We start from the raw sequence: 25013 nt of genomic DNA, 5'->3' as shown, positions 1-25013 counted from the left end.
AGACTTATCAGCGGTCAGAATCTATCTAAATCAGATATCGATATTCATCGCTTTCAGGGCGTTCTCTTCGATAAATGCACGGCGTGGTTCAACCGCATCACCCATCAGCGTCGTGAACAGCTCATCAGCGGCGATGGCGTCTTTCACCGTCACGCGCAGCATGCGGCGGCTAGTCGGATCCATCGTGGTTTCCCACAGCTGATCCGGGTTCATTTCACCCAGACCTTTATAGCGCTGTACGGTCAGACCACGGCGGGATTCTTTCACCAGCCACTCCAGCGCCTGTTCAAAGCTGGCAACCGGTTGACGACGCTCACCACGTTCAATGTACGCATCTTCTTCAATCAGGCCGCGCAGTTTTTCACCCAGCTGATTCAATTTGCGGTATTCGCTACCCGCCACGAAGCCTGCGCCCAGCGGATAATCGGTATCCACACCGTGCGTACGCACGCGCAGCGCGGGTTCAAATACGCTGCGCTCTTCATCATGATGAATGACAAAACTGTATGTGCTGCCGTGAATCTCGTTTTCGTTCAGGCTGCTAACCAGCGATTCCGCCCACGCCTGTACTTTTTCACGCTCGCCCAAATCGGCTTCAGCCAACGTTGGTTGATAGATCAGGCGGTTCAAGAACACACGTGGGAAGCGACGTTCCATGCGGCCAATCATCTTCTGTACGGCGTAATGTTCAGAAACCAGTTTCTCCAGCGGTTCACCCGCCAGCGCAGGAGCCTGTGCATTGGTGTGCAGCGTCGCGCCGTCTAGCGCCAGTGCGATCTGGTACTGATCCATCGCTTCATCATCTTTGATGTACTGTTCCTGCTTGCCTTTTTTCACCTTGTACAGCGGCGGCTGAGCAATATACACGTGACCACGCTCAACGATTTCAGGCAGTTGACGATAGAAGAAGGTCAACAGCAGAGTACGGATGTGCGAACCATCCACGTCAGCATCGGTCATGATGATGATGTTGTGGTAGCGCAGTTTGTCCGGGTTGTATTCATCACGGCCAATGCCGCAGCCCAGCGCGGTGATCAGCGTCGCGACTTCCTGCGAGGAAAGCATCTTGTCAAAACGCGCTTTCTCAACGTTCAGGATTTTACCCTTCAGCGGCAGAATCGCCTGGTTCTTACGGTTACGCCCCTGCTTAGCAGAGCCGCCCGCTGAGTCCCCTTCCACCAGGTACAGTTCAGACAGCGCGGGGTCTCGTTCCTGACAATCTGCCAGTTTGCCCGGCAGGCCAGCCAGATCGAGCGCACCTTTACGACGCGTCATATCACGCGCTTTACGCGCCGCTTCACGGGCACGTGCGGCATCAATAATTTTACCGACCACGATTTTGGCATCCGATGGGTTTTCCATCAGATAGTCCACCAGCTTCTCGTTCATCAGCGATTCAACCGCCGTTTTCACTTCGGAAGAAACCAGCTTGTCTTTGGTCTGCGAGGAGAATTTCGGATCCGGCACTTTCACGGAAACCACGGCAATCAGCCCTTCACGCGCATCGTCACCGGTGGCGCTGACTTTGGCTTTCTTGCTGTAGCCTTCTTTATCCATGTAGGTATTCAGCGTACGGGTCATCGCGGCACGGAAACCGGCCAAGTGCGTACCACCGTCGCGCTGTGGAATGTTGTTGGTAAAGCAGTAAATGTTTTCCTGGAAACCGTCGTTCCACTGCAATGCCACTTCCACGCCGATATCATCTTTCACCGTCGAGAAATAAAACACGTTCGGGTGAATTGGCGTCTTGTTACGGTTCAGGTAATCAACAAACGCCTTGATGCCGCCGTCATAATGGTAATGATCGGCTTTATCTTTCTCACGCTCGTCGATCAAGCGGATGGAGACACCGGAGTTCAGGAACGACAGCTCGCGCAGACGCTTGGCCAGAATCTCATACTCGAATTCCACCACGTTGGTGAACGTCTCATGGCTCGGCCAGAAGCGCACCGTCGTACCGGTTCTGTTGGTTTCACCCGTAACAGCCAGCGGTGCCTGTGCCACGCCGTGTTTATAGGTTTGCTCGTGAAGTTTCCCGTCGCGGTGGATAACCAGCGTCAGTTTTTCCGACAGGGCGTTAACCACGGAAACCCCTACGCCGTGCAAGCCGCCAGAAACTTTATACGAGTTATCATCGAACTTACCGCCCGCGTGCAGCACGGTCATGATGACTTCAGCCGCGGAGATACCTTCTTCTTCGTGAATGCCAGTCGGAATACCACGACCATCATCCTGCACCGATACCGAGTTATCAGCATGGATGGTGATGATAATGTCTTTACAATAGCCAGCGAGTGCTTCGTCGATAGCGTTGTCCACAACCTCGAATACCATGTGATGCAGGCCGGTACCGTCGTCCGTATCGCCGATATACATACCTGGGCGTTTACGTACCGCATCCAGCCCTTTCAATACCTTGATACTTGAGGAGTCATAAGAATTCGACATCAACGTTTCTCGCTCATTTTAGTCCTGTGATTGAACCGTTATTTTACCCTGTTCTACGCGGAACATCTTGCCCTTTTCACCAACCATGTCCTCTATCTGTTCAGCGCTGACGGCACTAACAAAAACCTGTGCATGGGTGGCTTTTAACCGTTCGGCTAGCAAACGGCGGCGGGTACTATCCAGTTCGGAAGCAAAATCATCGATCAGATACAGACAGCGCAGTCCGTTCTGACGGGTGAGAAATTCACCCTGAGCCAGCCTCAGCGCACACATCAGTAGCTTGAGCTGACCACGGGACAGCATATCCTCGACGGCCACGCCGCTGGCGCGGATGCGGAAGTCGGCTTTATGCGGCCCCAGCGCCGTATAACCTAACATACGGTCGCGTTCGAACTGCCGTTCCAGCAGTTCTGCATACTCACTTTCTTTATCCCAGCCGCGCTGGAAAGAGAAACTGAGAGAAAATTCAGGCAAAAATTGCGTACAGGTCGTGGCGATATCATTGGCAATCGCCGCGCTGTATTGCGCACGCCATTCGCTGATACGTTCCGCCAGCGGCACTAGTTCCTGATCCCAGGCTCTAAGTTGCCCATAGTGACTCACCTGACGCAGCGCCGCATTACGCTGACGCAACAAACGCTTCATGTTGCTCCAGGCCGCGAAAAATCCGGGTTCATTATGGAAACAGCCCCAGTCGAGAAAGGCGCGACGAAATTTCGGGCCGCCGTTGAGCAGGGTAAATCCTTCCGGAGTGATCAGCTGTATCGGTAGCAGTTGCGCCAGTTCAGCGACTTTATGGCCGTCGCTGCCGTCAATCCGTACCTTGCTGTCGCCCTGACGGTTTTTGCTTAACCCAACGGATCGCTCCGTTTCCGTACCATCAATACGACCATGCAGTACAAATTCTGGCTGATCGTGACGAATCACGCGCCCCGCCTGGATGCTACGAAACGCCCGCCCGTGCCCTAGCGTATAAATCGCTTCCAGCACGCTGGTTTTACCGCTGCCGTTGGCACCCACTAAAAAATTAAAGCCGGGAACCAGCGCCAGATCGGCCGCCTCAATGTTACGGAAATCTTTGATGAGAAGACGAGTAAGAGCCATGTTGCAGTTATCTTAATGATGAAAGGGCAAGTAAACTTGCCCGATAATTCTACAACCGCATTGGCATGACGACATAGGCCGCCGCCCGGCTGGCGCTATCTTCGATCTGCACGCTGGAAACGGAATCGGTCAGCAGTAAACGCACCCCTTCGCACTTCAGCGCGTTCAGCACATCCAGTACGTAGCTAACGTTAAAGCCAATTTCCATCTCGGTGCCGTCGTACTGCACATCCAGAATCTCTTCCGCTTCTTCCTGCTCTGGGTTGTTAGCAGTAATTTTGAGCTGATTCTGAATCAGATGCAGACGCACACCGCGGAATTTTTCATTCGATAGAATTGCCGCACGGGAGAAGGCCTGCTTGAGTAAATCGCAGCTGGCTTCCAGCGTTTTATCCGGGTTCTTCGGCAATACGCGGCGATAATCCGGGAAACGCCCATCGACCAGCTTTGACGTGAAAATGAAGTCGCCGACATGCGCGCGAATATTGTTGCTGCCGATTTGCAGTTGCAGCGGGGTATCACCGCCATCCAGCAGACGCACCAACTCCATCACGCCTTTACGCGGTACGATCACCGAATGTGACGGTAAAGATTGCCCAACTGGCATGGAGCAAACCGCCAGACGGTGACCATCGGTCGCAACCGTGCGCAGCTCTTCGCCTTCGGTTTCAAACAGCATACCGTTGAGATAGTAACGGACATCCTGATGCGCCATCGAAAACTGCGTCGCTTCGATCAAACGCTTCATCGTCGCCTGCGGCAGCGAGAATTCAACCTCGCTCTGCCAGTCGTCCAGATTAGGGAAATCCGCTGCGGGCAGCGTGGACAGCGAGAAACGGCTGCGGCCAGAACGCACCAGCATGCGATCGCCATCCAGCATAATCGTGATTTCCGCGCCTTCCGGCAAACCCCGGCAAATATCAAACAGTTTGCGAGCAGGGACGGTCGTAGCGCCCGGCTCATGCGGCTGCGTCAGCGCAACCTTCGCCACCATTTCCATTTCCAGATCGGTACCGGTCAGCGACAGCGCGCCTTCCGTCACCTGAATCAGCAGGTTGCCCAGAATCGGTAAAGTCGGTCGGCCGCCCAGCGGGCTGCTGACCTGTTGTAATGGCTTTAACAGACGTTCGCGTTCAACAATAAATTTCATAGTGTTATGACGATAGAGTTCTGATTAAATTGGAAAAATCTTCTTTGATGTCGTGGCTTTCTTCACGCAACTGCTCAATCTTGCGGCAGGCATGCAACACCGTCGTATGGTCACGCCCGCCAAAGGCATCGCCGATTTCCGGCAGGCTGTGATTCGTCAGTTCTTTCGCCAACGCCATCGCCATCTGGCGCGGACGCGCCACCGAGCGGGAACGACGTTTAGACAGCAGGTCGGCTACCTTGATTTTATAGTATTCCGCCACGGTCTTTTGAATATTGTCGATAGTAACCAGTTTTTCCTGCAACGCCAGCAGATCGCGCAGCGCCTCACGCACAAAATCAATAGTGATCGAGCGGCCGGTAAAATTGGCATTCGCGATAACGCGGTTCAGTGCGCCTTCCAGCTCACGCACGTTAGAACGCAGGCGTTTGGCAATAAAGAACGCCACTTCACCAGGCAGACGGATGTCGTTTTCATCCGCTTTCTTCATCAGAATCGCCACGCGGGTTTCCAGCTCTGGCGGTTCAATCGCGACCGTTAACCCCCAACCAAAGCGGGATTTCAGGCGATCTTCCACGCCGTTGATCTCTTTCGGGTAGCGGTCAGACGTCAGGATGATTTGCTGGTTGCCTTCCAGCAACGCATTAAAGGTATGAAAGAACTCTTCTTGCGAGCGCTCTTTATTAGCAAAGAATTGGATATCATCGATTAGCAGCGCATCAACAGAACGGTAGTAGCGTTTGAATTCCTCAATCGCATTGTTCTGCAACGCTTTCACCATATCCTGCACGAAACGCTCGGAGTGCATGTAAACCACTTTCGCATTGGGTTTGCGGGCAATGATGCCATTCCCCACCGCGTGCAATAAGTGCGTTTTACCTAAGCCAGTGCCGCCATACAGAAACAGCGGGTTATACGCGCCGCCGGGGTTATCAGCCACCTGACGCGCCGCTGCACGGGCTAGCTGGTTCGATTTACCCTCAACGAAGTTATCAAACGTATGCTTGGGGTTCACATTCGAACGGTAGGTATGCTCTGCCTGTACCGGCGAGTTATCCCAACTTGGCCGTACCGGAGCCGAACGCACTGGCTGTTGCCGCGCAACGCTGACAGGATTGTGGTGCGACTGCGCCGGCTGGCTTACTGCCTGAACCAGCGGTTTGCTCCCCACTTCGAAACGCAGTAAAGGGGCATCCATCCCGCAGAAATCATTCAGCAGGACATTGATATTATTTAAGTATTTATCACGAACCCAATCCAGCACAAAACGATTGGGGGCGTAGAGCGCCAGAGTGTTATCACTCAGCTCCGCCTGCAACGGGCGTATCCACATACTGAATTCTGTGGCAGGTAACTCATCCTGCAAACGGGCAAGACACTGCTGCCAAAGCGAAAGTGACACGGCGGACTCCACTCGAACAAGAACGATCAAAAAGAAAAGAATAAGACGTTATTTATGTGACTCATGATTTTTTGGCACCTGCGTCATCCACGATTGTTTCATTCACAATACAGACAGCAGGCACACCACGTAGCGCGGCGGTTTACTCCGACGATCCCGTCAAAAGGATCGCTAACGGAACCGCGGATCATAACCTAATCCGCCGAAGAGATCTTCCCCTTCTGCACAGTTTCGATCCTTTTTATCCACAGGCTATTCTTATCGCAGCACCCCGCAACACGGCAAAGGGGCGGCTAGCACACATTTTATCCGCCTGCGATGAAGCGCACCCAAGCATACCCTCGGAGGCACGATCGTTACGGTGACATCGATCATGATCTTGTCGGACAGATCGTTGGAGGATCCTTGCGCTTTGCAGCAGAGTCCGTATAATTCCCTGCCCGCGCGTCTACGCCTTTTCTGTGCTCTGGCAGGCAGAAATTCCAAAAATAATCGGAATGGCTGGCGTGTTAAGTGTGATGTTAATTGACTCAGGACTGTACAATTATTACAATCCTGCCTCTTTCCGTTATATAGCTGTGATATGCGATTGAGGCGTCGGTCATTTTTTCACGCCGAACAGCCAAACGCGTTTACTGTGAAGTTATAATTTTCCAAGTTTAGGTAGAAATCGCCATGAAACGCACTTTCCAACCGTCCGTATTGAAGCGTAACCGTAGCCATGGTTTCCGTGCTCGTATGGCCACCAAAAATGGTCGTCAAGTTCTGGCCCGCCGTCGTGCGAAAGGCCGTACTCGTCTGTCTGTTTCTAAGTAATAAAAGCTAACCCACCGAGTGGTTAAGCTAGCATTTCCCAGGGAGTTACGTTTGTTAACTCCCAGTCATTTCACTTTCGTCTTCCAGCAACCGCAACGGGCTGGCACGCCGCACATCACCATTCTCGGCCGCCTGAACTCGCTGGGGCATCCCCGCATCGGTCTTACCGTCGCCAAAAAGCATGTAAAACGTGCTCATGAACGCAATCGGATTAAACGCCTGACGCGCGAAAGCTTTCGCCTGCACCAACATTCATTGCCTTCAATGGACTTTGTGGTGCTTGTGAAAAAAGGGGTGTCTGAACTGGATAACCGTACCCTGACGGAAGCATTGGAAAAACTATGGCGTCGGCATTGTCGTTTGGCTCCCGACTCCTGATCGGGTTGATACGCGGTTATCAACTCGTTATCAGCCCGTTGCTCGGACCGCATTGTCGGTTCCGGCCAACGTGCTCGCAATACGGTATTGAAGCAATACGCAGGTTCGGCATGATAAAAGGCTGTTGGTTGACGCTTAAACGCGTATTAAAATGCCATCCTTTGAACCCTGGTGGTGATGATCCCGTACCGCCAAAAACCGACAATAACAGAGAACATTAACGATGGATTCGCAACGCAATCTTCTTCTCATCGCTCTGCTATTCGTAACCTTTATGCTTTGGCAGGCTTGGGAGACGGATAAAAATCCGCCAGCAACCACGCAGGCCATACAGCAGGCGACGAACGCAGTGACCGGTGATGCTACCAACCAGGGCGTACCTGCCAGCGGTCAAGGCAAACTGATCACGGTGAAAACCGATGTGCTGTCGCTGACAATCAACACGCGTGGCGGTGACATCGAGCAAGCGCATCTGCTGGCTTACCCGGACACATTGGGTTCAGATAAACCTTTCCACCTGCTGGAAACCACATCCGAGTTTGTCTATCAGGCTCAGAGCGGTTTGACTGGCAAAAACGGCCCGGACAACCCGGCTAACGGCCCGCGTCCGCTGTTTACCACCACGCAAGATAGCTTCGAGCTGGCAGATGGTCAGAGCGAACTGCGCATCCCGATGACATACACTGCGGCTGACGGCGTAACCTATACCAAAACGTTCGTTCTGAAACGTGGCGACTATGCACTGAACGTTGACTATAGCGTCAACAACACCAGCGCTCAGCCTCTGGAACTCACGTTGTTCGGTCAGTTAAAGCAATCTATCGAATTACCTAAGCACCGCGATACCGGCAGCAGCAACTTTGCACTGCACACTTATCGTGGCGCGGCGTTCTCTTCCAGTGAAGACAAGTACAAAAAGTACAGCTTCAGCGACATGGACGAAAACCTGAACATCACCACCAACGGTGGCTGGGTAGCGATGCTGCAACAGTACTTCGCAACCGCGTGGATCCCAACTACGGCAGGCGCTAACACCTTCTACACCAGTAAACTGGGTAACGGTCAGGCCGCCATTGGCTTCAAATCCGCTCCGGTTGTGGTTGCCGCAGGTAGCCAACAGGATCTGAAAACCACTCTGTGGGTCGGCCCGGAAATTCAGGACAAGATGGCTGCTGTCGCACCGCATCTGGATCTGACTGTCGATTACGGCTGGCTGTGGTTTATTTCTCAGCCGCTGTTTAAGCTGCTGAAATTCCTGCACAGCTTTATTGGCAACTGGGGCTTCTCCATCATTGCCATTACCTTTATCGTGCGCGGTATCATGTACCCGCTGACGAAAGCGCAATACACCTCTATGGCGAAAATGCGCTTGCTGCAGCCTAAACTGCAGGCGATGCGTGAGCGTATTGGTGATGACAAACAGCGCATGAGTCAGGAAATGATGGCGCTGTACAAGTCAGAGAAAGTGAACCCGCTGGGCGGCTGCTTCCCACTGCTGATTCAGATGCCAATCTTCCTGGCACTGTATTACATGCTGATGGGCTCTGTTGAACTGCGTCACGCGCCGTTCGCGCTGTGGATTCATGACCTGTCTGCACAAGACCCGTACTACATTCTGCCGATCCTGATGGGCGTGACGATGTTCTTCATCCAGAAGATGTCACCAACCACCGTGACCGACCCAATGCAGCAGAAGATCATGACCTACATGCCGGTCATCTTTACGGTCTTCTTCCTGTGGTTCCCGTCAGGTCTGGTTATGTACTACATCGTCAGCAACCTGGTTACCATTCTCCAGCAGCAGTTGATCTACCGCGGTCTGGAAAAACGTGGCTTGCATAGCCGCGAGAAAAAATAATCCGGTTGATGGCTAACCGATAGAAAGCGTAAGGCGGTCATTGACCGCCTTATTTTTTTAATGGCTGTTTTATCAGCCAACGATACGTAAAATAGCCTGCCAGACAGGCATCAATGCAGAGAGAACATCATGAGTAATACCGACACCATCGTCGCCCAAGCCACGCCACCGGGACGCGGAGGCGTGGGTATTTTGCGTATTTCAGGACAGGCGGCCGCAGACGTGGCGCATGCCGTTCTGGGTAAACTTCCCAAGCCGCGTCACGCCGATTATCTGCCGTTCCGTGATGCCAACGGCACCACGCTCGATCAGGGTATTGCCCTCTGGTTTCCCGGCCCGAACTCCTTTACCGGTGAAGACGTATTAGAGCTTCAGGGTCACGGCGGTCCGGTTATTCTTGATTTGCTCCTGCAACGTATTCTGACGCTATCTACCGTGCGCATTGCGCGTCCTGGCGAATTCTCTGAACGTGCCTTCCTGAACGACAAACTCGATCTCGCGCAGGCGGAAGCTATCGCCGATCTGATTGACGCCAGTTCAGAACAGGCCGCCCGCTCAGCGCTGAACTCTCTGCAAGGCGTATTTTCGACCCGTATAAATCAGTTAGTGGAAGCACTCACTCACCTGCGAATCTACGTCGAAGCTGCCATCGACTTCCCAGATGAAGAGATCGACTTTCTCTCCGATGGCAAAATTGAAGCACAGCTCAATGGCGTGATGGCCGATCTGGATGCCGTCAGAGCCGAAGCGCATCAGGGGAGCCTGCTACGTGAAGGGATGAAAGTCGTAATTGCAGGTCGCCCTAATGCCGGTAAATCCAGCTTACTCAATGCGTTAGCCGGTCGTGAAGCCGCCATTGTGACGGATATCGCCGGAACGACACGCGACGTACTACGTGAACACATCCATATCGACGGCATGCCGCTGCATATCATCGACACCGCCGGGCTACGCGATGCCAGCGATGAAGTCGAACGCATTGGTATTGAGCGCGCCTGGCAGGAAATCGAACAGGCCGATCGCGTGCTGTTCATGGTAGACGGCACTACCACGCAGGCGACCGAGCCTGAGCAAATCTGGCCAGAATTTATGGCACGCCTGCCAAAAACGCTGCCGATTACCGTGGTACGCAACAAAGCTGACGTGACTGGCGAAACGCTTGGCATCGAAGAGGTGAATACTCACTCACTTATCCGACTGTCCGCCCGCACGGGTGAAGGCATCGATACGCTGCGCGACCATCTCAAGCAAAGCATGGGATTCACCAGCAATACGGAAGGCGGTTTTCTGGCCCGACGTCGCCACCTGCAAGCACTGGAACTGGCGGCACAGCATCTGATTCAAGGGAAAGAACAGCTGGTGAGCGCCTACGCGGGCGAATTGCTGGCTGAAGAACTGCGGCTGGCGCAGCAGTCCCTGAGTGAAATCACTGGCGAGTTCACCTCCGACGACCTGCTGGGGCGTATCTTTTCGAGTTTTTGTATTGGGAAGTGACGCTGAGTTCGTAAGCGTCCATTCACTTCCGCTGATCTCGCATAGCTGATTGTTATGCGAGATCTTTTTTCCATTGATGTCTATTCGCTTTCACCAAGAGTCAGGGATTTTTGTGTCCACGTGACATGGGTAAGATCGAGTATGAGAATGCTATTCAAGATAAACGACCTGGCCATCCATATCCTGGAACACTCGCGTTGATGTAGCGGCTATTTGTCTTTTTTGAGAATGGCCTTGAGTGCTGCAATATTGGCCCGTGCGCCTTCGGCTTCTTTTAAACGACGGCGCTGTACTGCAAAGCGATCAAACTCCAATTTCGCTTTGTCATCTGCCTCTTTTCTGGAGATTTTTCCTGCTCCATTTAAAACGTCCCGATCATTAAAACTTAAAAACTGGTCAAGTTTATCGGTCCAGTCTTGTAAGAACACCTGCTTGCGACGTAAGGCTTGGTCTTCAGCAAAATCGAGCCACATATTGACGATGCGGTTGAGCTCTTTGATTTCGTCTTCACGCAGATAGTTCTTGGCAACAGTGACGTCGGTTTTGCGGACTTCATCGCCTTTATAGCTGGTCAGACCCATATCCGGTTTGCTGGCATCCACACGGCTGGCGATAAGCTCAGCCGCGGTCATATGCGTACAGGCATAATGCAGCTTATTCTGGATAGTTTGAAAGAAGCGGTTGGTTTCTTGGTTGGATGGCTCGTAATCGGCAGCCATGGTAAAGATTTCTTTGACTCGCAGATAAACGCGACGCTCACTGGCGCGGATATCGCGGATCCGCTCCAGCAAGTCATCAAAATAATCTGGCACCGCAGAATGACCAACGGGCGGATTTTTCAGGCGCTCGTCATCCATAACGAATCCTTTAATCAGGTACTCTTGTAAGGTTTGCGTTGCCCACTGGCGGAACTGAGTGCCGCGGCTTGAACGGACGCGATACCCCACCGCTAATACCAGTGGCAGGCTAAAGTATTGGACATTGTATGATTTCCCATCTGCCGCAGTTGTTCGGTATAACCGAACAACTGAATTTTCGTCCAATTCACCTTCAGCAAAAATATTTTTTATATGTTCGCTAATGGTCGCTTTCGCTTTTCCATATAACTCACCGATCATGGCCTGAGAAAGCCACAACGTATCGGACTCAAAGCGACACTCAACACGGGTTTGCCCATCAGCACTGGTAAAAAGAACAAACTCACCTTGAGGGGCAAGTGGGATGTTATCTGTCATTCAATTAACCTTATTGCGTTTGTCATTTTTGCCCCATAGCTGTTACAGAGCCAATAATGCCTTGTTGCTTAGTGAACACCGCATCACCATTAAACTGAACACCACTCAATGTGAGGTGTTACTCCGCTTTTTGTCTGTCATTCAAAGACTCTGTTAAATCTTTAGCCATGTTGGTTATTCAGTGGATCAGCCGCCCTCTGCTTCATCATGTCAAAAATCAGCTCAACATAACTCGCCATAACTTGTTGGTCTTTGAGCAGCGTTCGAGCGATATCACCTTCTTTCAGCAGAGCCTGGCGCTTTGTTCTTTGTCTTGTAAGTTCATTGATACTGCCTAAATAAAGTTAAATCGTTAAAAACCAGTTCATTGTTTGAGGTTCATCTTGCGAGTTATCTAGATGTCACGGCTAAAAATGGCTTGCCAACGGCAAAATGCGCTACGGTGTCTGTCGGTCCATTGGGTGCAAATAACGTAGGTTTTTTGGTCTCGCTGAGCCACTCTGGTGGTGGAATAGCGGTTTCGTTCTTTGGCATCTTTGGCCGCACTACGAATGTCTTCTGGCCGTGGTGATTTAGCGAGTTTGAGCACAGGGAATGACAACCCAAAGGTGTTGCGACAATAGGTTAGCTGCGTGAGGTTTTCTATTTCACTTAGTGGCAGAGCATGTTCAACCAAGTATTGGATCGCTTCAGTGATCTCGGTGTTGCTGATATTGTGTTGCGTTTGTGCAGCTTCCTGTGCTTGTGCTTCATTTTCAAGGGCAACAGAAAACGGAAAGCCTTTGGCCTGAACGGACTTTGCTAAAAATACGTTGATGGCCTGCTCAATCGGTAAGCCCAATTCAGCGAAGATGCTCGTAGCTTTTTCAAGTAGTTGAGAGTCTATCTTGGTTGCTTGCATATAATTTACAAAACCTACAAATTGTAATTTTTGTATCATATAGTCTTTGCTTTTTCACGGCTAGCACGAAAATATATAACTTCAAAATACAATCATTTAGATTAAATCAGAGAGCAAGAAGACTTAATCGATTATCTCTATCCAGAAGTGGTCAATCATCCTGACCAAGCCTACCGCACAACAAAAGAGCTTCAGTATAACCCCGCCTACGGGGTTCAATGTGACGTATGATGCCTGCCATTACCGCCGCTACTTTTTCTCTGTAAATCTGGCAAGCATCCTTATTAAATGCGGTATTAAGATCTTCGTAATTTACTTGCGATGGTTGCCCGGTTTCGGGATTACGATTTCTGACGGTATAAAATGGGCGTTTCCGTGCGACGAAACGCCCATTTTCAGTTATTACGCCATTTCTGTTATTGCACCAATGCAGAGGCCATCTCGATTTTAGCTTCTACCGACATCCTCACGGTTCCATCCGCCGCACGAAAAGCCATCGGCCCAGAATGACCTCCGGACCGATTGTTAACACGTTACTTTTTATTCTTGTTACTTTTGCAGCGTCGCTTTCACGACGGCTGACAGCGGCGTGGTTGGGCGACCGATCAGGCGGCTCAGTTGCTTACCGTCATCAAACAGACCACCTTTAGATGCACCAGTGTCCGAATCCGCAATAATCTGCGCGAAACCCTCAGGTAGGCCGGCTGAAACCAGCGCGGCGGCAAACTCCGCTTCGGACAGATTTTGATAACCGATACTTTTTCCAGACTGTTTACTAACTTCCGCCGCCAGCTCTGCCAGTGTGTAAGGCTCGTCGCCAGCCAGTTCGTAAACCTTGCCAGCCTGTCCTTCCTGCGTCAGCACTGCGACCGCTGCGGCAGCGAAGTCTTCACGGGTTGCAGACGTAATTTTTCCTTCACCCGCGCTACCGATAAACACACCGTGTTCCAGCGCCGCAGGGATGCTGGCCGCATAGTTTTCGGTATACCAGCCGTTGCGCAGCAGGACATGCGGTAAACCAGAATCCTTCAGCAACGTCTCCGTTTGGCGGTGTTCTTCTGCCAGCACCAGAGGGGACTTATCCGCGTGCAGCAGGCTGGTGTACGCCACCAGCTTCACACCGGCTTTCACCGCCGCATCGATGACATTGCGGTGTTGTACCGCACGCTGACCCACTTCGCTTGAAGAGATCAGCAGCACCTTATCCACACCTTGCAGCGCGGAAGCCAGCGCTTCTGGCTGATTGTAATCCGCGGCTTTCACCTGCACGCCTTTTGCAGACAGATCGGCAACTTTATTGACATCACGCACCAGCGCCACGATGTCGCTCGCCGGAACCTTCTCTAACAGTTGTGCGATAACCAAACGGCCCAGTTGGCCGGATGCACCAGTAATAGCAATCATCTTGATCTCCTTTTATTGACTGTCTTTATTAACTGTCTTTTATTAACAGATACTGGCTGGCATAATATCGGCAAAGCTAACTTTAAGTAAGTACATACATAAAGGTAAGTATAGTGAGTCAACCCAAAACACCCATTGATTTATTGCTCCCCATTCTGCCAACCGGCAATGTCTTCGCGGAAAAATGTCCGTCTCGCCAGATACTTAACCACGTCACCAGCCGCTGGGGCGTACTGATTCTGATCGCATTACTTGATGATACTCATCGCTTCAGTCAACTGCGTCGACGGATTGGCGGCGTGAGCGAGCGCATGCTGGCGCAGACCCTGCAATGGTTGGAAAGTGATGGTTTTGTCCTGCGAACAGCCTATCCGGTTGTCCCACCACATGTTGAGTATAGCCTCACCCCATTAGGCAAAGAGGTAGGTGTACGGGTAAAAGAGCTGGCGATATGGGTCGAAGGGAATCTGGACAAGATTATGGCGACGCAGCAGTCAGACGAACAATCATCCGCCAAACCATAATCAATGCGCCTTCTGAAAAGAGGTTCTGACTCAGGAAGCAGTGCGCTCGGGTAGCAGGCGGGAAATATCAGAGAAAATGGCTTTCCAGGTCTCGTCATCGACCGCCATAAAGCCAAAATAGCGCAGCAGGAATGCCCCTTCGGATGCCAGAAACGCCAGCCGAGCATCTCGCCCTTCCTGCGAATCCAGGTCAAGCCCAGCCAATTGGCTGTCGTACCACGCCTGCGATCTAGCAAGGTGCTCAGGCGTATTCAACAACGAGGCCATCATGCCCGCCGCTCGATCGCCTTCTGCGGCATCCGTCCGATAAGTGATATCAACGTGCGCACGCACTCTGGCTTCCCGACTATCATCCGTACCGATGCACACGGCGGCCATCTCATCAAACTCATCTTCCCAGCGCTGATACATCGCGTGAATCAGCTCGTCTTTCGTCCCGAAACTCGACTGAATACCGCCTTTTGTCACGCCCGCAGCTTTAGCGACCGCATCGATAGTCAACGCAGCCGTTCCCTGCGTACGGACAATCTGCTCCGCCGCATCCAACACGCACGCACGATTAATACTCTTATGACGCCCCATGTCTTCCTCAATTTAAAATACGTTTGTATTTAAAAAGCAATTCTATATCATCAGAACGCTATCCAACAGATGAAAAATAGAAGTTCAAGGTAGAGATCCTGCTATGCAATCACCAAAGAAGTGGCTGACCCTGGCCATTGTTTCCAGCGCCCTGTTCCTGATTGTTATCGACATGACGGTGCTGTACACCGCACTCCCGACACTGACTCACGACCTGCACGCGACTGCATCGGAAAAGCTGTGGATCGTCAATATCTATGCGCTGGTTGCCTCCGGTTTACTGCTGGGGATGGGCACGTTGGGCGATAAGCTAGGCCATAAACCTCTATTTATTTCTGGACTGGTGGTCTTTGGTGCGGCGTCACTGTTTGCCGCCTATTCGCCCACACCTAGTATGCTTATCGCTGCTCGCGCGCTACTCGCGATCGGTGCCGCAATGATGATGCCCGCCACACTGTCGATTATTCGTCTGACATTTACTGATGAACGGGAACGCGCACTGGCGATCGGTATCTGGGCTGCTGTGGCATCCGGTGGCGCGGCGTTTGGCCCCGTGATGGGCGGGATACTGCTTGAGTACTTCTGGTGGGGATCGGTTTTCCTCATTAATGTACCGGTCGTTTTGCTTGCGCTCATCATGGGAATCACCGTGATTCCACACCGGCCGGGCAACGCCTCCCAACGCTGGGATTTCATCGGTTCTCTATTAATTATGGTGGGTTTGATTGGTGTAACCTATGCCATAAAAGAGCTGGGCAAGCGGGTTCCATCTTATGAGGATGCGCTAATCGCTCTGCTCATCGGCGTGGCTTTCATTACTCTGTTCGTGCGGCGTCAGCGTAACAGCAAGCACCCTCTGGTCGATTTCTCTCTCTTCCGCCTGCCGCCTTTCAGCGCGGCTGTAGCCGCCGCTATCGTGGCCGCTGCCGCTTTGATCGGTATGGAACTGGCTTTCACCCAGCGATTGCAGCTCGTCGTCGGACTATCTCCGTTACAGGCGGGGTTGTTCATTTTACCGCTGTCATTGGCGTCCTTTATCTCTGGCCCGTTAACCGGAAAGATACTGCCGCGCGTGAATAGCGGGACAATGCTAGCCGCTGGCCTGTTGATTTCGGGGCTGGGGATGGGAAGCTATCTGCTGCTGCACAATGCGCCCACCATTATACAAATCATCAGCCTAACCGTTATTGGCGCAGGCGTGGGCTCCACCATGACGGCCGCTTCGAGCACCATTATGCAGGTTGCGCCAGCGTCAAAAGCGGGTATGGCGGCGTCAATCGAAGAGGTGTCGTATGAATTAGGGGGCGCAACGGGCGTGACGCTGATGGGCAGTTTGCTGTCTTTCGCTTATTCCGCAACGTTTATGCTGCCCTCTGGGTTTGCTGCACCGGACACCGCGTATGACAGTCTGGATGAAGCGTTAATTTTTGCCGAATCCTTACCGGAAAATATGCGGCAGATGCTTACCACACAGGCCCATTCTGCCTTTGATTCAGGTTTTTCCATTGTGCTGGCCGCAGCCACGCTGATCCTGCTGCTGACCGCGGCCTTCGTCTGGACAACCCGCAATAGTAAACAGCATCGTCATCAGGCCGCTGATGTATAGCACCACCGACTCATCGGTTCAGACAATAAAAAACGCCGTTCAATCACGAACGGCGTTGATGATTTAGCGACGTCTTACACTATAACGACGTACTGCAAGGTAACGATGAACTACCAAGAAACTTAGTAGGCTTCTTTACCGTATTGCAGTGACCGAGGCCCGTACAGCATACCGCGTGAATGGCCCGCCGCCAGCAGACGCGCGCTGGTCACGCCAGCAACATCGTGGCCTTTGTCGGAGATCGTGTCCGCGATTTGATTCACCGCAGCCTGCACCAGAATACCGATGATGCCGCCGTTAGAATTTGACTGCTGTTCGTTGCTGGACGCCGTTGCGCTTCCGCTCCACAACAGTTTTCCGGTACGCAGATCCACCAGACGCGCATCCGCAGAAACGCGGGTTTCGCTATTAATCACGATGTATGACGTGCCGTACTCTTTTACGTCCAAATACAGCGCAGCATCAGCACCAAAGATTTGATGCAACTTCGCCGTACTCAGCGCATGAATATCCGCCGCGGTCGACAGACCATTCTGTTTGAACGTTTCGTCCACTACAGCGACAGGCAAGACGTAATAACCCGACTCCGCCAGCGGATAGGTGACTTGAGAAAGCAGGCTATAGCTCGCTTTCACATCTGGGGAATGGTTAACTGGCGGCAATACCAGAATGGACTTAGGCTTGCTCTGCTTAAATGCCGTGTAGTCATAAGGCACGGGTTTAGCACAGCCGGTCAGTACCAGCGCAAAAACCAGACCACATAATCCTAAGAAACGATTCATTTAATGCTCCCTTTATTTTTACTCAACAGGAAGTCCATAAAAGGTGCTGATTCAGGGAATTTCGCTTTTTCAGTTTCAAACTGTTGGCGAGCTTCGCTATCACGGCCAGTGTTGGCGTACAGCAACCCAAGTTGAGCATAGAGTCCCGGCGGGACAGGTTTATTGGCAGCTTTCGCTTTTTCGATCGATTCATTCAACGCAAGAATCTGCTGCTCTGGGCCGACTTTATCCTGTTGATAATAATCATAAAGTGCAGGCTGGTATTTATCCCAGCTGTAAATCGTTTTTGGCTGGGACGCACAGCCTGCTAATACTGTCGCTGCCAGTAGCAGGACAATTTTCTTATGAGATAACATGGTTATATTCCTATTCCCTTAGTTCGCTGGGCGCCAGGCACCGCTTTCAATTCCTGCAACCAGATTATTAACGGCCTCACGAATCGCCAAATCCAGTACTTTGCCGTTCAGCGTCGAGTCATAGCTAGCTGTGCCGCCAAAACCGATAATTTCACGGTTGGATAAGGTGTACTCGCCCGCACCCTGTACGGAATACACCACTTCAGACGTTTGCACGTTCACGATGTTCAGCGTGGTTTTTGCGTAAGCAACCTGTGTTTTACCGCGACCCAGGATGCCCCATAGCTGATGGTCACCCACTTCTTTGCGACCAAACTCGGTCACATCGCCGGTAACAACATAGCTAGCGCCTTTCAGCGTCTGCGTTTGCCCTTTAATACCCGCTTCTGCTTTCAGCTCTTCCATATTGGTGCGATCCAACACGTTAAAGCGGCCACTCTGCTGAAGATGGCTAACAAGAATGGTCTTGGATTGATTACCTAAGCGGTCAACGCCATCAGAAAAAATCCCGTTCATGTAGTTAGAGCGGTTTTCAAATTTTCCGACGGAAATCGGGCTGCGAACGCCCTGATAAAGCGTACTGTAAGAAGTCACTTTTTGTGCTTCTACGGTACGGGAAGACTCTGTGGCACATCCGCTCAATAGCGCAGCTGACATGAATACAGAACAAAGAACGACTTTTTTATTCATAACACTATCCCTTAGTGACAATCCATTAACCTGAGCAACGCTCTGTTATTGATTCATAATGAAAATGCCGTAAACGCGTTATTTAGCTGCAACATTGTTTTGCTGCATGCAAATAGCGACCAACATTATGAGGGGCGTAAGGAAAAGTAACGAGTTATTTCATGGGAAAATTAACAAAAATAATGAAAACCAGAATTTTTACCCGAGATAAACCACTGTAAACCAGACAAAAAATAAGGTTATATGCAACCAGACCATTACTTTCGCATAACATGACAACTTACTGAAACGATTCAATAATTTTATTAATAACACGGATGAGATTTAACATTAACCGACTTTTTACCTGCTCTATATCAAGATCAGAGGGTTATCCAGCTATTAGGATAAAGGCTACGATCGAGGGATCCAGAGTGGGAAAAGGTAATGAACCGATTTGTTATTGCCAGTACTCAAGACTGTATGGGATGCCATGCATGCGAAATCGCCTGTGTCATTTCACACAATGACGAGCGCTATCCAGATAGCGCAGCGGTGTTTCAGCCCAGAATCAAAGCATTCAATACGCCAACACTGCGGGCTGCCGTGACCTGCCGTCATTGTGAAGATGCCCCCTGCGCCAGCGTGTGCCCAACACAGGCCTTGATCAGAAAAGACAATAGCATTCAGCTCGTTCAGGAAAAGTGCATCGGCTGCAAAAGCTGTGTACTGGCTTGCCCGTTCGGCGCGATGTCCATGGTGACAAGCCCTGTGGACAACAGCACCATCGCCCACAAATGCGATCTCTGCGCCGATCGTCCAGAAGGGCAAGCGTGCGTAGAAGCCTGTCCAACTCAGGCCTTACAGCTCGTCAGCGAGCAAACGTTAGCGGCCCGCCGTCAGGAGAAACAGCAGGTAATGGCGCTGCGTTCCTCCGCTCACTGGCAGCGTGAAACGCCCGTGCTGAAAACGCTGACAACCCATCCGCTCAGCAAAAGAAAAAACTGGCCGCGCCGGGATGCCGAGAAAAAGCCACTGGCCCAGAGAATCTCCACGTTTGATGAAATCTATCATGGCTTCTCCATGCAGCAGACAGAAGATCAGGCAGATCGCTGCCTTTCTTGCGGCAAACGCGCGATCTGCGAGTGGACCTGCCCGCTGCATAACAATATTCCCGAACTGCTGAGTCTGGCAAAACAGGGACGCATTCTTGAAGCCGTAGAGCTATCACACCAAACCAGCAGCCTGCCGGAAATCTGTGGCCGAGTGTGCCCGCAGGATCGGCTATGCGAAGGAGCCTGTACGTTGGGCAAGGAATACGGGGCGATTACCATCGGTAACGTTGAACGCTACATTACCGACACTGCGATAGAAATGGGCTGGTCGCCCGATATGACGCATGTTGTTCCCAGTGGCAAACGCGCGGCGATCGTCGGTGCTGGCCCAGCAGGGCTAGCCTGTGCCGATGTGCTAGCCCGCAACGGTGTGCAGACCGTGGTGTTCGATCGCCACCCAGAAATTGGTGGGCTGCTCACGTTCGGGATTCCGTCATTCAAGCTGGATAAAGACGTCCTGATTCATCGTCGTGAAGTGTTCAGCGCCATGGGAATTGAGTTCCGGCTGAATACCGAAGTGGGGAAAGATATTTCTCTGGCTCAGTTGCTGGACGACTATGACACCGTGTTCCTCGGCGTAGGCACCTACCGCTCCATGAAGGCCAACATTGATAATGAAGAGGCTCCCGGCGTCTTCGATGCGCTACCGTTTCTGATCGCCAATACCAAACACGTCATGGGGCTACCGGAATTAGAGGATGAACCTTATATCTCGATGGCAGGCAAACGCGTCGTGGTGCTCGGCGGTGGGGATACCGCGATGGACTGCCTGCGTACATCCGTTCGGCAAGGCGCGGTATCCGTAACCTGCGCGTATCGTCGCGATGAAGCCAACATGCCCGGATCGAAAAAAGAGGTGAAAAACTCCCGCGAAGAAGGCGTAGAGTTCCTGTTTAACGTCCAGCCGCAAAAAATCTGCCTCAATGAACAGGGCGAAGTATGCGGCATTAGTCTGATTCGCACCGAACTGGGCGAACCAGACGCCAGCGGCCGTCGTCGCCCGCGCCCGATTCCCGGTTCAGAATTCGTGCAGCCAGCGGAAGCCGTGATAACGGCATTTGGCTTTCAGTCACACAGCATGCCGTGGCTGGAAGACGCCGACATCGGCCTGGATAACTGGGGATACATCACCGCCCCGCTTGATAGTCAGATACCTTGCCAGACCAACCATCCGCGTATTTTTGCCGGTGGCGATGCCGTACGCGGTGCCGACCTGGTCGTGACCGCCATTGCCGACGGGCGCAAAGCCGCATTGGGCATGATTGCGACGATGGGGCTAACCGCCATCACGGGAGCCATTCCCGCACACCCGCAGCGCCCTGAAATGAACGCAACCTGCGAGGAGATCCGCTCATGAATCAATTTGTTATCGCCGAAGCAGAAAAATGTATCGGCTGCCGGACCTGTGAGATCGCCTGCGCGGTAGCCCATAGCGGGGGTCAAAGTGCACAGCTACGGCCTTCTCACTTCTTTCCCCGCCTGAAGGTCGTTAAAAGCGCCAGCGTCAGCGTTCCCGTTCTTTGCCGTCAGTGTGAGAACGCCCCTTGTGCCAGCGTATGCCCGAATGACGCGCTGGTGCGCGATCGGGATAGCATTCAGGTTATTCAGTCCCGCTGTATCGGCTGCAAAAGCTGCGTCGTCGCCTGTCCTTTCGGAGCCATCAATGTGGTGACAAAAGCGTCGAATGACGAGGGGGAAGCGCACCTCACGCAAAGCGAGGTTCACAAATGTGATTTATGCGTGGATGTCGCCCAGAGCCCTTCCTGCGTCAGCGTGTGTCCGACATCGGCGCTGCGATTAGTGACAGCGGATGAATTGCGCAAACAGACGCTGGAAAAACAGCGGCGTTCCGCACTGGGGTGGCCGAGCCATTAAAACAGACTGGCAGGTGGCGGACAGGGAAGGATCGCCACAAAACATACCATGCAGAAAATTCGGTGTGCCTAATTAATAATTATCGCCGATTTATCCATCGATTTTTCTTTAGATCACATATTAGTCTGATAATATGCATTGGTAATGCCTGATAGGTTCCCATCTTTTATCACGATCACGGAGTGAACAATGACCTGCCATTTTGTCAGGTGGACAAGCACGGAAGCGCTTCCTGACTTACAAAGACTGCCCGATAGGCTCATCTCCTCAACACAAGGTTTTTCAGCCAAACGCCGCGAGCGTTATCTGAAAAGTCGAGTGCTGCTAGCTGAGATGATGTTCTATTTTTTCGGCTATCCGCTATTGCCCACGCTACTCGTGTCCCCTGAAGGACGCCCTTACTTTGCCGATCCCAATATGCCCAATTTCAGCATCGGCTATGCAGGCAATACTATCGCCATTCTCCTGAGCGAAGAAGGCAGCGTCGGTATGGATATCGAAATCGTTCATGTCAGGCCAACAAATCAGGTCGTTCCACAGATGCAGGCGCAGACACAGGCCGAACAGGCGTGGATCGACGCGCAGCGCGATCCGCTGGAAGCAGCAACGCAGCTATGCACCATCCGCCAGTCATTGATGAAGATCCCTGGCGTGAACAGCCACCCTCCCAATAACCTGAAACTCCACCCCGCCTCTGGCAGGCTGCGTTCAACCTGCACCCCCGCCGTAGAAGTGATGAGCGATGTTGATGATTACCTTGCCTGGGCCTGCGCCCATATCCCCACACTTAACCGATTGATCATGTGGAAATACACGTCGGCAACGGGCATGAGAAAGTCGGGGGAAATTCTACAGCAGCAGCGTCAGTCTGTACGCTATATGAAATTAACCAGCCATACGATAGAAAAAGCCACCTCTACCGCCTCACAGTAGCCAGCCGCCTTGTCGCAGGCTGAGGCTCCGGAAAAAACCCGGAGCCGCGAACACATTAATGCCCGTCGATAAACACGATTTTCAGCAGGAACAGCAGCGCAACCACGACCACACAAGGGCTGATTTCACGCCAGCGGCCCGTCGCCAGCTTCATCACACAGTAAGAAATGAAGCCCAGCGCGATCCCTTCAGTAATAGAGAAGCTGAACGGCATCATCACCGCGGTAATAAAGGCCGGAACGGCTTCCGTCAAGTCATCCCACTTCACGCGCGCCAGACTGGACGTCATCAATACGCCCACGTAAATCAGTGCACCAGCGGCAGCATAGGCAGGCACCATCCCCGCCAACGGCGACAGGAAGATTACCAGCAGGAACAGCAGACCCACAATCACGGCCGTCAGGCCGGTACGCCCGCCCACGGACACGCCAGAAGAGCTTTCAATATATGCGGTAACGGAGGATGTTCCGATAAATGAGCCAGCCACAGAGCTAACGCTATCGACATACAGCGCCTGCTTCATGCGTGGGAATTTACCGCGCGCATCAACCAGACCGGCTTTATCCGTCACGCCAATCAGCGTACCGGAGGAGTCAAACAGGTTAACCAGCATGAAGGAGAAAATAATGCCAGACATCCCGAGGTTCAGCGCCCCAGCCAGATCAACCTGACCCACCACCGACATGACGCTCGGCGGCATGGAGAACACGCCTGAATACGTCACATCGCCCAGCAGCAGACCAATTGAGGTAGTCACGACGATAGAAATCAGTACCGCGGCATGAATATTGCGTGAAGCCAGCGCGACAATAATGAAAAAGCCCAGAGCGCCCAACAGCACGCTGTGTGACGTCAGATTACCAATCGTCACCAGTGTTTCAGGGTTAGGAACGATAATACCGGCGTTTTTCAGGCCCATCATGGCAATGAACAACCCGATACCGCTGGCAATACCCAAACGCAGGCTAAGCGGGATATTGGCGATCATCCAATAGCGAATCTGGAAGATAGTCAGCAACAGGAAACCGATTGCGCCCCAGAAAATAGCACCCATCGCAACCTGCCATGGCAGCCCCATCGCACCGACGACGACAAAAGCGAAAAACGCATTCAGCCCCATTGCAGGCGCCAGCGCCACAGGCAGGTTAGCCAGCAGCCCCATCAAAATGCTGCCGAATGCCGCAATCAGACAGGTGGTCACAAAGACCGCTTTGGTATCCATCCCTGCCACACCCAGAATCTGCGGGTTAACAAAAACGATGTAAACCATCGTCAAAAACGTCGTGAAACCGGCAATCGTTTCCGTACGTGCTGTCGTGCCGTGTTGTTTAAGTTTAAACACGCGCTCCAGCAGGCCTTGCTCGGTAGCAAGACCGGGTTGTGATTTATTCATGAGTAACAATCCAAAGAAGGGAATAACTGTCGTCGGGTATCCTATAACAAAATGCGGTGTTTTTACGTTGATCCCACGTTTTTTTTCATCGAATAAGAAGAACCTATTAACGTCATCGTTTTCTCTCGGTTAAATCCCCCCGATTTTACGCAAGATAGCAGTGAAAATGGCTTTATAGGTCGCAATATTGGGTCAATTGGTTAAAGTAAGGACTTCATCTTTTATTTCATCGATAAGGATTGGTCATGCCCCGTATTGAATGCGTCTTCTTCGACTGTGATGGCACGCTGGTTGATAGCGAAGTGCTGTGTTGCCAGGCTTATGTGAATATCTTCATCCCGTATGGGGTGAACTTATCGCTGGAGGAGGTGATAAAAACCTACAAGGGCGTGAAGCTGTACGAGATTATTGCCCGCATCAGCCAGCAGCATGGCTTAACCGTATCGGTAGACGATGCGGAGCGTCATTTCCGGCAAGAGGTGAAACGTCTGTTTGATGAATTCCTGCAACCTATCGAGGGTGCACGTGAGTTAGTGCAGTCGATTACTGTCCCGATGGCCGTGGTGTCCAATGGTCCGGTCAGCAAGATGCAGCATTCGCTCGGCCTGACGCATATGCTCGATCTGTTTGGCGACCATCTCTACAGCGGCTACGATCTGAAAAAATGGAAGCCCGATCCAGCAGTGCTGTATCACGCCGCCGAGCAGTTACAGCTTCCTATCGAGCACTGCATTCTGGTTGAAGATTCCGCCGCTGGCGTACAGGCTGGCATCGCTGCAGGCATTCCGGTGTTCTATTACTGCGCCGATCCCCACAATCAGCCGATTCATCACCCGCTGGTCACAATGTTCGATGACATGCGCGAACTGCCGCAAATCTGGCGCGAAAAAGGCTGGAATATCACCGCGTAGTAGCAAAGGCGAACTTAAGGTTGCTGAAAAAGGTCGGCGTTTTCGTTCTGCAAATAAGTTTGTCGACAATCTGCAAC

Annotated in this window: 23 protein-coding genes; 11 read left to right on the top strand and 12 right to left on the bottom strand. The window is 52.1% G+C overall.

The window, feature by feature from the left end; genetic code table 11:
* Positions 1-30 precede the first annotated feature (30 nt).
* The 4 genes from gyrB to dnaA are packed head-to-tail and all read right to left on the bottom strand — an operon-like array spanning position 31 to position 6104.
* Entirely contained in the window at positions 31-2448 is a 2418-nt protein-coding gene (gene gyrB / locus H4F65_RS13800; protein WP_010281212.1) for a DNA topoisomerase (ATP-hydrolyzing) subunit B, read from the bottom strand.
* An 18-nt stretch (positions 2449-2466) separates the two neighbouring features.
* Complete coding sequence (recF, locus tag H4F65_RS13795) at positions 2467-3552, bottom strand: DNA replication/repair protein RecF (RefSeq protein WP_010281217.1); 1086 nt, start codon at positions 3550-3552, stop codon at positions 2467-2469.
* 49 nt (positions 3553-3601) lie between these two features.
* Complete coding sequence (gene dnaN / locus H4F65_RS13790) at positions 3602-4702, bottom strand: DNA polymerase III subunit beta (protein ID WP_005976672.1); 1101 nt, start codon at positions 4700-4702, stop codon at positions 3602-3604.
* A 4-nt stretch (positions 4703-4706) separates the two neighbouring features.
* Entirely contained in the window at positions 4707-6104 is a 1398-nt protein-coding gene (gene dnaA, locus H4F65_RS13785; RefSeq protein WP_010281224.1) for a chromosomal replication initiator protein DnaA, read from the bottom strand.
* A gap of 675 nt (positions 6105-6779) precedes the next feature.
* Here dnaA and rpmH point away from each other — a divergent pair.
* The 5 genes from rpmH (at position 6780) to mnmE (ending at position 10650) form a co-directional block, all read left to right on the top strand.
* Positions 6780-6920, top strand: coding sequence for a 50S ribosomal protein L34 (gene rpmH, locus H4F65_RS13780; protein ID WP_005976668.1), 141 nt, complete (start codon positions 6780-6782; stop codon positions 6918-6920).
* An 18-nt stretch (positions 6921-6938) separates the two neighbouring features.
* Complete coding sequence (gene rnpA / locus H4F65_RS13775) at positions 6939-7298, top strand: ribonuclease P protein component (protein ID WP_010281235.1); 360 nt, start codon at positions 6939-6941, stop codon at positions 7296-7298.
* Positions 7262-7519, top strand: coding sequence for a membrane protein insertion efficiency factor YidD (gene yidD, locus H4F65_RS13770; protein WP_010281237.1), 258 nt, complete (start codon positions 7262-7264; stop codon positions 7517-7519). The genes rnpA and yidD overlap by 37 nt, the downstream gene beginning before the upstream one ends.
* Positions 7520-7521: 2 nt before the next feature.
* Positions 7522-9156: a membrane protein insertase YidC gene (yidC, locus tag H4F65_RS13765; protein WP_010281240.1), complete on the top strand. Its 1635-nt coding sequence runs from the start codon at positions 7522-7524 to the stop codon at positions 9154-9156.
* Positions 9157-9285: 129 nt separating this feature from the next.
* Positions 9286-10650 (top strand): tRNA uridine-5-carboxymethylaminomethyl(34) synthesis GTPase MnmE, encoded by a 1365-nt coding sequence (mnmE, locus tag H4F65_RS13760; RefSeq protein ID WP_010281242.1) that lies wholly within the window; start codon positions 9286-9288, stop codon positions 10648-10650.
* 209 nt (positions 10651-10859) lie between these two features.
* Here the strand turns inward: mnmE and H4F65_RS13755 are convergent, their stop codons facing one another.
* The 3 genes from H4F65_RS13755 to H4F65_RS13745 form a co-directional block, all read right to left on the bottom strand.
* Complete coding sequence (locus H4F65_RS13755) at positions 10860-11885, bottom strand: virulence RhuM family protein (RefSeq protein WP_010281245.1); 1026 nt, start codon at positions 11883-11885, stop codon at positions 10860-10862.
* A gap of 394 nt (positions 11886-12279) precedes the next feature.
* Positions 12280-12825 (bottom strand): type II toxin-antitoxin system RelB/DinJ family antitoxin, encoded by a 546-nt coding sequence (locus H4F65_RS13750; RefSeq protein WP_010281248.1) that lies wholly within the window; start codon positions 12823-12825, stop codon positions 12280-12282.
* A gap of 510 nt (positions 12826-13335) precedes the next feature.
* A complete protein-coding gene (locus H4F65_RS13745; RefSeq protein ID WP_010281252.1) occupies positions 13336-14190 on the bottom strand; it encodes an SDR family oxidoreductase in 855 nt (284 codons plus the stop codon).
* Positions 14191-14303: 113 nt separating this feature from the next.
* On the opposite strand from H4F65_RS13745, the gene H4F65_RS13740 reads away from it, so the two are divergent.
* Positions 14304-14714 (top strand): winged helix-turn-helix transcriptional regulator, encoded by a 411-nt coding sequence (locus H4F65_RS13740; protein WP_010281256.1) that lies wholly within the window; start codon positions 14304-14306, stop codon positions 14712-14714.
* Positions 14715-14744: 30 nt separating this feature from the next.
* Here H4F65_RS13740 and H4F65_RS13735 read toward each other — a convergent pair whose 3' ends face one another.
* Positions 14745-15296, bottom strand: a complete 552-nt coding sequence (locus H4F65_RS13735; RefSeq protein WP_010281259.1) for a TetR/AcrR family transcriptional regulator — start codon at positions 15294-15296, stop codon at positions 14745-14747.
* Positions 15297-15399: 103 nt separating this feature from the next.
* Here H4F65_RS13735 and H4F65_RS13730 point away from each other — a divergent pair, with 103 nt between their 5' ends.
* Entirely contained in the window at positions 15400-16902 is a 1503-nt protein-coding gene (locus tag H4F65_RS13730) for an MFS transporter (protein ID WP_010281261.1), read from the top strand.
* A 122-nt stretch (positions 16903-17024) separates the two neighbouring features.
* On the opposite strand, the gene H4F65_RS13725 is transcribed toward H4F65_RS13730, so the two are convergent.
* From H4F65_RS13725 to H4F65_RS13715, 3 genes are read right to left on the bottom strand one after another with little or no spacing between them, the layout of a single operon-like run.
* Positions 17025-17684: a DUF799 domain-containing protein gene (locus H4F65_RS13725; RefSeq protein ID WP_010281263.1), complete on the bottom strand. Its 660-nt coding sequence runs from the start codon at positions 17682-17684 to the stop codon at positions 17025-17027.
* Entirely contained in the window at positions 17681-18040 is a 360-nt protein-coding gene (locus tag H4F65_RS13720; protein WP_010281265.1) for a DUF4810 domain-containing protein, read from the bottom strand. The genes H4F65_RS13725 and H4F65_RS13720 overlap by 4 nt, the downstream gene beginning before the upstream one ends.
* An 18-nt stretch (positions 18041-18058) precedes the next feature.
* Positions 18059-18730: a CsgG/HfaB family protein gene (locus H4F65_RS13715; protein ID WP_010281267.1), complete on the bottom strand. Its 672-nt coding sequence runs from the start codon at positions 18728-18730 to the stop codon at positions 18059-18061.
* 426 nt (positions 18731-19156) lie between these two features.
* Between H4F65_RS13715 and aegA the strand changes: the two genes are divergently transcribed.
* From aegA to H4F65_RS13700, 3 genes are all read left to right on the top strand, one after another.
* Positions 19157-21181, top strand: a complete 2025-nt coding sequence (gene aegA / locus H4F65_RS13710) for a formate-dependent uric acid utilization protein AegA (RefSeq protein WP_039320136.1) — start codon at positions 19157-19159, stop codon at positions 21179-21181.
* Entirely contained in the window at positions 21178-21699 is a 522-nt protein-coding gene (locus tag H4F65_RS13705; protein WP_010681425.1) for a 4Fe-4S dicluster domain-containing protein, read from the top strand. Before aegA ends, H4F65_RS13705 begins: the two co-directional genes overlap by 4 nt.
* A gap of 189 nt (positions 21700-21888) precedes the next feature.
* The gene (locus H4F65_RS13700) at positions 21889-22632 is read left to right on the top strand and encodes a 4'-phosphopantetheinyl transferase family protein (protein WP_010681426.1); all 744 of its coding nucleotides are present in this window, start codon (positions 21889-21891) and stop codon (positions 22630-22632) included.
* Between the two features lie 55 nt (positions 22633-22687).
* On the opposite strand, the gene H4F65_RS13695 is transcribed toward H4F65_RS13700, so the two are convergent.
* Positions 22688-24025, bottom strand: a complete 1338-nt coding sequence (locus H4F65_RS13695; protein WP_010681427.1) for an NCS2 family permease — start codon at positions 24023-24025, stop codon at positions 22688-22690.
* A 245-nt stretch (positions 24026-24270) separates the two neighbouring features.
* On the opposite strand from H4F65_RS13695, the gene yieH reads away from it, so the two are divergent.
* Positions 24271-24936, top strand: coding sequence for a 6-phosphogluconate phosphatase (gene yieH / locus H4F65_RS13690; RefSeq protein ID WP_010681428.1), 666 nt, complete (start codon positions 24271-24273; stop codon positions 24934-24936).
* The last annotated feature ends 77 nt before the right edge of the window (positions 24937-25013 follow it).

The sequence above is a fragment of the Pectobacterium brasiliense genome, assembly GCF_016950255.1.
In the GTDB taxonomy this organism is placed as follows: domain Bacteria; phylum Pseudomonadota; class Gammaproteobacteria; order Enterobacterales; family Enterobacteriaceae; genus Pectobacterium; species Pectobacterium brasiliense.
This window is presented reverse-complemented; position numbering and strand designations above follow the sequence as displayed.

Bases quoted from the DNA above. Each gene is read 5' to 3' on its own strand.
- H4F65_RS13720 (WP_010281265.1), bottom strand. From the start codon at position 18,040: ATGTTATCTCATAAGAAAATTGTCCTGCTACTGGCAGCGACAGTATTA.
- dnaN (WP_005976672.1), bottom strand. From the start codon at position 4,702: ATGAAATTTATTGTTGAACGCGAACGTCTGTTAAAGCCATTACAACAG.
- rpmH (WP_005976668.1), top strand. From the start codon at position 6,780: ATGAAACGCACTTTCCAACCGTCCGTATTGAAGCGTAACCGTAGCCAT.
- H4F65_RS13715 (WP_010281267.1), bottom strand. From the start codon at position 18,730: ATGAATAAAAAAGTCGTTCTTTGTTCTGTATTCATGTCAGCTGCGCTA.
- mnmE (WP_010281242.1), top strand. From the start codon at position 9,286: ATGAGTAATACCGACACCATCGTCGCCCAAGCCACGCCACCGGGACGC.
- H4F65_RS13755 (WP_010281245.1), bottom strand. From the start codon at position 11,885: ATGACAGATAACATCCCACTTGCCCCTCAAGGTGAGTTTGTTCTTTTT.
- recF (WP_010281217.1), bottom strand. From the start codon at position 3,552: ATGGCTCTTACTCGTCTTCTCATCAAAGATTTCCGTAACATTGAGGCG.
- H4F65_RS13725 (WP_010281263.1), bottom strand. From the start codon at position 17,684: ATGAATCGTTTCTTAGGATTATGTGGTCTGGTTTTTGCGCTGGTACTG.
- H4F65_RS13705 (WP_010681425.1), top strand. From the start codon at position 21,178: ATGAATCAATTTGTTATCGCCGAAGCAGAAAAATGTATCGGCTGCCGG.
- yieH (WP_010681428.1), top strand. From the start codon at position 24,271: ATGCCCCGTATTGAATGCGTCTTCTTCGACTGTGATGGCACGCTGGTT.
- yidC (WP_010281240.1), top strand. From the start codon at position 7,522: ATGGATTCGCAACGCAATCTTCTTCTCATCGCTCTGCTATTCGTAACC.
- aegA (WP_039320136.1), top strand. From the start codon at position 19,157: ATGAACCGATTTGTTATTGCCAGTACTCAAGACTGTATGGGATGCCAT.
- H4F65_RS13745 (WP_010281252.1), bottom strand. From the start codon at position 14,190: ATGATTGCTATTACTGGTGCATCCGGCCAACTGGGCCGTTTGGTTATC.
- H4F65_RS13730 (WP_010281261.1), top strand. From the start codon at position 15,400: ATGCAATCACCAAAGAAGTGGCTGACCCTGGCCATTGTTTCCAGCGCC.
- H4F65_RS13700 (WP_010681426.1), top strand. From the start codon at position 21,889: ATGACCTGCCATTTTGTCAGGTGGACAAGCACGGAAGCGCTTCCTGAC.
- yidD (WP_010281237.1), top strand. From the start codon at position 7,262: ATGGCGTCGGCATTGTCGTTTGGCTCCCGACTCCTGATCGGGTTGATA.
- H4F65_RS13735 (WP_010281259.1), bottom strand. From the start codon at position 15,296: ATGGGGCGTCATAAGAGTATTAATCGTGCGTGCGTGTTGGATGCGGCG.
- H4F65_RS13695 (WP_010681427.1), bottom strand. From the start codon at position 24,025: ATGAATAAATCACAACCCGGTCTTGCTACCGAGCAAGGCCTGCTGGAG.
- gyrB (WP_010281212.1), bottom strand. From the start codon at position 2,448: ATGTCGAATTCTTATGACTCCTCAAGTATCAAGGTATTGAAAGGGCTG.
- H4F65_RS13750 (WP_010281248.1), bottom strand. From the start codon at position 12,825: ATGATACAAAAATTACAATTTGTAGGTTTTGTAAATTATATGCAAGCA.